This window comes from Bradyrhizobium sp. UFLA05-153, assembly GCF_054185185.1.
In genome coordinates, this window is the sequence record NZ_JBBIAM010000241.1 from 1 (window position 1) to 5,609 (window position 5,609).

Annotated in this window: 6 protein-coding genes and 1 pseudogene; 1 reads left to right on the plus strand and 6 read right to left on the minus strand. The window is 60.2% G+C overall.

The window, feature by feature from the left end; translation table 11 throughout:
- Positions 1-204: 204 nt before the first annotated feature.
- The 6 genes and pseudogenes from Q2941_RS50465 to Q2941_RS50490 form a co-directional block, all read right to left on the minus strand.
- Entirely contained in the window at positions 205-1,272 is a 1,068-nt protein-coding gene (locus tag Q2941_RS50465) for an ABC transporter ATP-binding protein (protein WP_458197371.1), read from the minus strand.
- A gap of 21 nt (positions 1,273-1,293) precedes the next feature.
- On the minus strand, positions 1,294-1,962 hold the full coding sequence (locus Q2941_RS50470; RefSeq protein WP_458197372.1) for a pyroglutamyl-peptidase I: 669 nt from the start codon (positions 1,960-1,962) through the stop codon (positions 1,294-1,296).
- A gap of 4 nt (positions 1,963-1,966) precedes the next feature.
- Positions 1,967-2,839 carry an ABC transporter permease gene (locus Q2941_RS50475; RefSeq protein WP_458197373.1) on the minus strand — a complete coding sequence of 291 codons (873 nt, stop codon included), beginning with the start codon at positions 2,837-2,839 and terminating at the stop codon, positions 1,967-1,969.
- Positions 2,840-2,841: 2 nt separating this feature from the next.
- Complete coding sequence (locus Q2941_RS50480; protein WP_458197374.1) at positions 2,842-3,711, minus strand: ABC transporter permease; 870 nt, start codon at positions 3,709-3,711, stop codon at positions 2,842-2,844.
- Positions 3,712-3,733: 22 nt separating this feature from the next.
- The gene (locus Q2941_RS50485) at positions 3,734-4,636 is read right to left on the minus strand and encodes an ABC transporter substrate-binding protein (RefSeq protein ID WP_458197376.1); all 903 of its coding nucleotides are present in this window, start codon (positions 4,634-4,636) and stop codon (positions 3,734-3,736) included.
- Positions 4,637-4,915: 279 nt separating this feature from the next.
- Positions 4,916-5,014: pseudogene (locus Q2941_RS50490) on the minus strand (IS5/IS1182 family transposase); the annotation flags it as partial.
- A gap of 159 nt (positions 5,015-5,173) precedes the next feature.
- Here Q2941_RS50490 and Q2941_RS50495 point away from each other — a divergent pair.
- The gene (locus tag Q2941_RS50495) at positions 5,174-5,545 is read left to right on the plus strand and encodes an ABC transporter substrate binding protein (RefSeq protein WP_458197375.1); all 372 of its coding nucleotides are present in this window, start codon (positions 5,174-5,176) and stop codon (positions 5,543-5,545) included.
- Positions 5,546-5,609: the final 64 nt, after the last annotated feature.

Sequence of the window (5,609 nt, forward strand, 5' to 3'; positions counted from 1 at the left end):
GCTTCCAACGAGACCCGCGACCGGAACAATAGGACCAGCACCGACCAGACCAGGCTGTAAGCTTCTCTCATGAGACAGAAGCATTGCGCGATTCGACCTCACGTACCAGCTGGATTAAGGTTTCCGACAGGGACAGCCACAGTCTCACGATTCCGACCAGGGCTGACCAAATCACCGGGAGCGGCGAGCACCTCGACTCTGGGATCAATCCGCCAGCGGGATGATTGCATCTAGGTCAAATCCCACTGAGACTTGGCTCCCGCTTGGCAGGTCCACGTGCCGGGTTGTCATTGCCAGTAGCTGCTGGCCATCTGAGAGCTCGAGGCGATAGTCGACCACCGTACCTCGGTAAGTCGACTCGATCAGCACCGCATTGACCTGGCAGTCTCGGTTCGCTGCATCGCGCCCGATGTGGATGTTCTCTGCCCGGAGCGCGATGTGGCTGCCGGACGCGGCAGCGCCATCCTCGACGGGCACACCATCGATCATCATCCCCGCGAGTCGGAAGGTTGCGCGGGCGTCGCTCTTTCCGACGCGCTCCGCGCTGAGCACGTTGCAGCCGCGGAAGAAGCCGGCGACGAACCGCGTCCGTGGTCGCTTGTAGAGCGGCTCCGGCGCATCGCACTGTACGCAGACGCCGCTATTGAGTACGGCGATGCGGTCGCTCATGGTCAACGCTTCCTCCTGGTCATGCGTAACATAGAGGAATGTCGTACCGGTCTTGGAGTGGACATGCTTAAGCTCCGTCTGCATCGCTCGTCTTATCTTCTCGTCGAGCGCCGAGAGTGGCTCGTCGAGGAGCAGCATGCGCGGCTGCGGTGCGAGAGCACGCGCCAGCGCGACACGCTGTTGCTCGCCGCCGCTCAGCAACGTGACGTTTTTGTCCTTGTACCCGGAAAGACCGACGAGCTCGAGCATGTCACCGACGCGGCGCTTGATCGCGTCACCCGACATTCCGCGCACCTTGAGGCCATAGCCAACATTCTGCGCCACGGTCATGTGCGGGAAAACGGCGTATTGCTGGAACATCATGCCAAGATTGCGCCGCCAGGGCGGCACGGTTGAGACATCTTGCCCTTCTATCAGAATCTGCCCTGTATCCGGCGTCTCGAGGCCGGCCACCATGCGCAGGATCGTGGATTTGCCTGATCCGCTCGGGCCAAGAAACGTAAAGAATTCGCCGTGGTCGATTGTCAGCGACAACTCGTCTGCGGTGAGGGTCCGGCCGAAGCGCTTAGTAACGGCCTTCACTTCGAGAATGGCTCTGGCCATTGCCTGCCCCCATGATCGACCTCACGCGCTCGCTCTGATCGAGGTGGCGACTGCGATCTCGACGGCGCGAATGCCGGTCGCGAGATCCATCGAGGCGAAGTCACTGCGCTGGTGGAATTCAAGCACCCCTTTTCGCCGCAGTTGCTGAAGCTGCTCCGCGACCTGCGCCGGCAAATAAGGGAGGTGAATAAAGCCGCATGCCGCTGGCGCATTTTCTGCCGCATCGGCAGCGCCAAGCAAGGTGTAAAGACAGGCACTACAGAGGAACGTCCCGGCGGTGCTGGAGATGCGCGCCGGTATTCCTGCATCAAGCAGCGCCTGCTCGATCTTGCGGATCGGCAAGGTCGATAATCGCGCAGCCAGCCCGTCGGCCTGGATCGCCTCATCGACCAGCAACTTTCCCTCATTGTCGGGAATCTCGAAATCCGTAACGTTGACCCCGATCCGCTCGATGCGGATCACCGGCTCTCCAGGCCAGAGGCCGAGGCTGATCGCGACAGCAGGCTGGATTTCGGCGAGCAGCCGCTCGATTTCCGATCGGAGGCTGGTGTAGGCTACCGGCAGAGTGCGACCGATCACCTGCGCGCCGGCCACGGTTTTGCCGTCCATCGCAAGAGCGACCTCGGCTGCGGGGTTGCAGCCACGATGACCGTAAGGGGCAAAACCAGTTACGAGCGTTCGAGCTTGCATCAGCCTATGCCTTCTCTGGTGGAGTCCTGGATTCAGGGGGCGAGACCGCGAGCGGGCGCGGCTGCGGAGAGGACTCGGCGGCCAGCGCGTTCGCCGACCGCTCGCGACGGACGCCGGCAAGCAGATAGATGACGACCAGAACCATGCTCAGGAGAATCAGAAGACTCATCAATGCATAGAGCGTCGGCGACAGTCCGATCTGCTTGTAGGTCGACCAGATGTAGGTCTGAACAGTGTTCTCCGGCCCCTGAACGAGCGAGGTGCGGATCGTCTCGTTGAAAGAGAGAATGAGCGAGAAAGTCGCGGCTCCCGACACGCCCGACCGGATAAGCGGCAGCTCGACGTCGAGGAATGAGCGGAGGCGGTTGGCGCCGCTCATGTAGGCGGCTTCGAGATAGACCGGGTCGAAGGTTGACATCGCGGTCAGTACGACAATTGTGGCGAAAGGTAATGCCCACAGGATCTGGACGATCGCTATTGTGAAGAGGGAGGACGGCACGTCGAGCAGCCGGAAAAAGAGGGCGGTCGCGAGGCCCATGCTGACACCGGGGATGAACAGCGGCAACAGCACGAGCATCAGCACGAGGCGAGGAATTTTCAGCTCGCGGATGGCCATTGCTGCGAGCAAGGCTAAAATCGGCGTCACGACCGCAACGATGATGCCGAGTTCCAAGGTGGTCCCAATTGCTGCATTGAGCACGGGGCTATTCCACATCTCGGCATACCAGCGCAGCGTTGCGCGCCCCTCCGCCGCCTCGCCAGGCGCGAAGGAGAAGATGATCGGCGGGATCATCGGGACGTAGAGAAAGACCAGGACGAGGCTGATATAAAGCCAGATCAGGACTCGCGGCGCCGGATCGAGCTGGCCCGTTTGCATCGTCAGACCCGCCAACGCAGGATTTTTCCTAGGAAGGTGCTCATATCGAATACGGCATACCAGCAGCCAAGCAAGATGAGCATGGTGATCACCACAACGCTCGACATCGCGGCGGCAAGCGGATAGTTGAGCACGTCAAGCGTGCTGGTGATGGTATTTCCCATCAACTGGTAACCAACGCCGCCGAGAATGACGGGCACGGCGCTCTCGCCGAAGCAGCCGACGAATCCGAAGATCACTGCCGCGAACACGCCCGGAAGTGACAGCGGCAGGGTGATGCGGAGAAAGGTTCGCAGCGGCGGCGCACCGAGCATCCAGCTCGCTTCCGTGAGGCGACGGTCGATTCCTGAGAGCGATATCCAAAGCGGGAAGATCATAAATGGCATGTAGGAGGAGATCAGCCCGATGAAGACCGCGAAATCGCTGAAGAGCAGCCAGTCAACGGGCGTGCTCACGATCCCTAGACCAAGCAGCAGCGAGTTGATCGGCCCCGCGCGTCCCAGGAGATAGGCCCAGGCAAAGGTGCGGATGATGTAGTTGATCAGGAACGGCACCGTGAGCAGCAGCAGCACGGTGCGTGTCGCGTTCGATCGTGCCTTGTAAGCGAGGGCGTAGGCGATGGGATATGCAAGAAACAGGCTTATCAGAGTTGCCTCGACCGATATGAGAAGGCTGCGTTCGAGAACAGTCACCCGTACGCCCTGGAAGAAATCGAGATAGGAGGCGAGAGTGAAGGCAGGTCGGACACGCAGCCCGGCTCGTTGCCAGAAGCTGACCACGATCGTCAAGCCGAGCGGCACCAGCAGGAACACCGTCATGAAGGCGATCGGCACAGCCAGGAGCGTCAGACGTACAGGTGATCGAATGCGCATCGGGACATCGCTTCGGCGGGGGTCACGACGCCTTGAACCGCGACCACTCGGATTCGTAAACCTCGACATGCGTCGGCCACCGGTTCTGCCAAGTGCCGCCCTGCTTGAATTTCCGCCGCACGTTGTCCGTGATCTGCGCGACCTTTTCGGCCTCTGCCCCTGGAAATTCCTCGGGATGCTGCTTGGCGTAGTCGGGCGCCTCGGTATTGGTCATGTAGCCGCGCAGGGCAGTGATCTTGGCGCCGTACCAGCCCCCCAGCATGAAATCGAGCAGCTCGTGGGCAGCCTTCGTCTGCTCTGCGCTGCGCTGCTTCTTGACGATGTAGGCGGCCATCGCCCAAAGGAGATAGCCCTCCTTGGGGTCGGCGTATTCGACGTTGACGCCCTTCGCCTTGGCCGCGAAGACCATCGGCTCCCAGCAATCGATGACGGAGACCTCCTTGCTGGTGATGAGGTCGACTGCCTGCTGGAAGCTCGACCAGATGACGCGAAACTGTCCCGCCTTTTTCTTCTCGATCAGGAAGTCGACGACCCGCTTGACCTCTTCGGGGGTCATATCGTCGGGGTTATTGATCTCCGCCAGATTGGCTCTCTTGAGATAGAGAGCAGTCTTCTGACCGGCTGTGGTGTAGTTGTCCTCGAGCGCAACGAAGCCCTTCCACTTCGGATCGAACAGGGCCGCGTAGGAATCGAGCTTGCCGGTCTTCTCCGGCAGATAGGCGAAGGAGTCACCCTGGAGGACCGTCGGCACGCCATAGATCTTGTCCTGGTAGCCGATGAAATTGAACCCAGGCTTTCCCTTCGCGAGAAACTCCGAGATATTGGTGTCCTTGCTCCAGTTCGGGATCTGAGTTGGATCAGATGCCGCCTTCCTAAAGCGCCTGTCCGATTTTGCGCTAGCGGATACGAATGGTTCCGAAGATATGGTGCTCGCGCGTCGTTTGTTTTTCTCTCGAGACGGGCGCCCCTACGACATCAGGAGACGGAAATACGAGTAGGCGTAATCGCTCGGTATATTACAAACCGCTAAGCCGCCACTTGCCGGCGGTACTCCGGGTTCTCCCGGAGTCTTTCCGTCATTCAACATCTAATCCGGACCAAAACAGGTGTAGCAGCTTGAGCTGCTGAGAAGTCCCTTTCGGCGAAACCCTTCGAGTTCGCATGACAAGATTTACAATCTAAGATGACCTCTCCTCAACAGTAACAGGACGCGCCGGTCGTCAACACGGGGAATGCCACGCGGCTTATGCGGAAGGAACGATTGGGTGGCAGTCCATTCAAAGTCCGTGAGTTCATACCGCATGATCCGAAGCCTCAGTTTGGGCGCTTGAATCACGTCCAAACCGATTCCTTCAACCGGCAAAAACCGGACAATCGGCATTTCCGAGATTAACCCCTCGGCGCCGCCCCTGAATGTGATAGCCTCAGCTCGCCCGGAGTATGTGCAGGAGGGAAAGCCTCCATGAGGCGGCGGAAATTCGTCGCACTTCTCGGCGGCGTGGTGGTCGTATGGCCGTTCGTTGCGCGCGCGCAGCATGGGGGAAAGATTCCGCGAGTCGGCTTTATGGGTAACTCCACGGCTGCTCTGGAGGCCAATCTCATCGGACCGTTCCGCGAGGGCCTGCGCGAGCACGGCTACGAAGAGGGCCGCAACGTCGAGATCGTGTTTCGCTGGGCGGAAGGAAGATACGAGCGATTTCCTGCCCTCATTGCCGAACTCATCGCCGCCAACGTGGATGTAATCGTGACCGCCGGCACGCCCGCCACGCTCGCGGTCAAGAAGGCGACATCGACGGTGCCTGTGGTCATGGCCGCCGTAAGACTAGCGCCATAGCTGATCAGGCCGCCGGCCGCGGCGTATTCACGGATCCCATAGATCGCCAGAACGGCATGGCGTG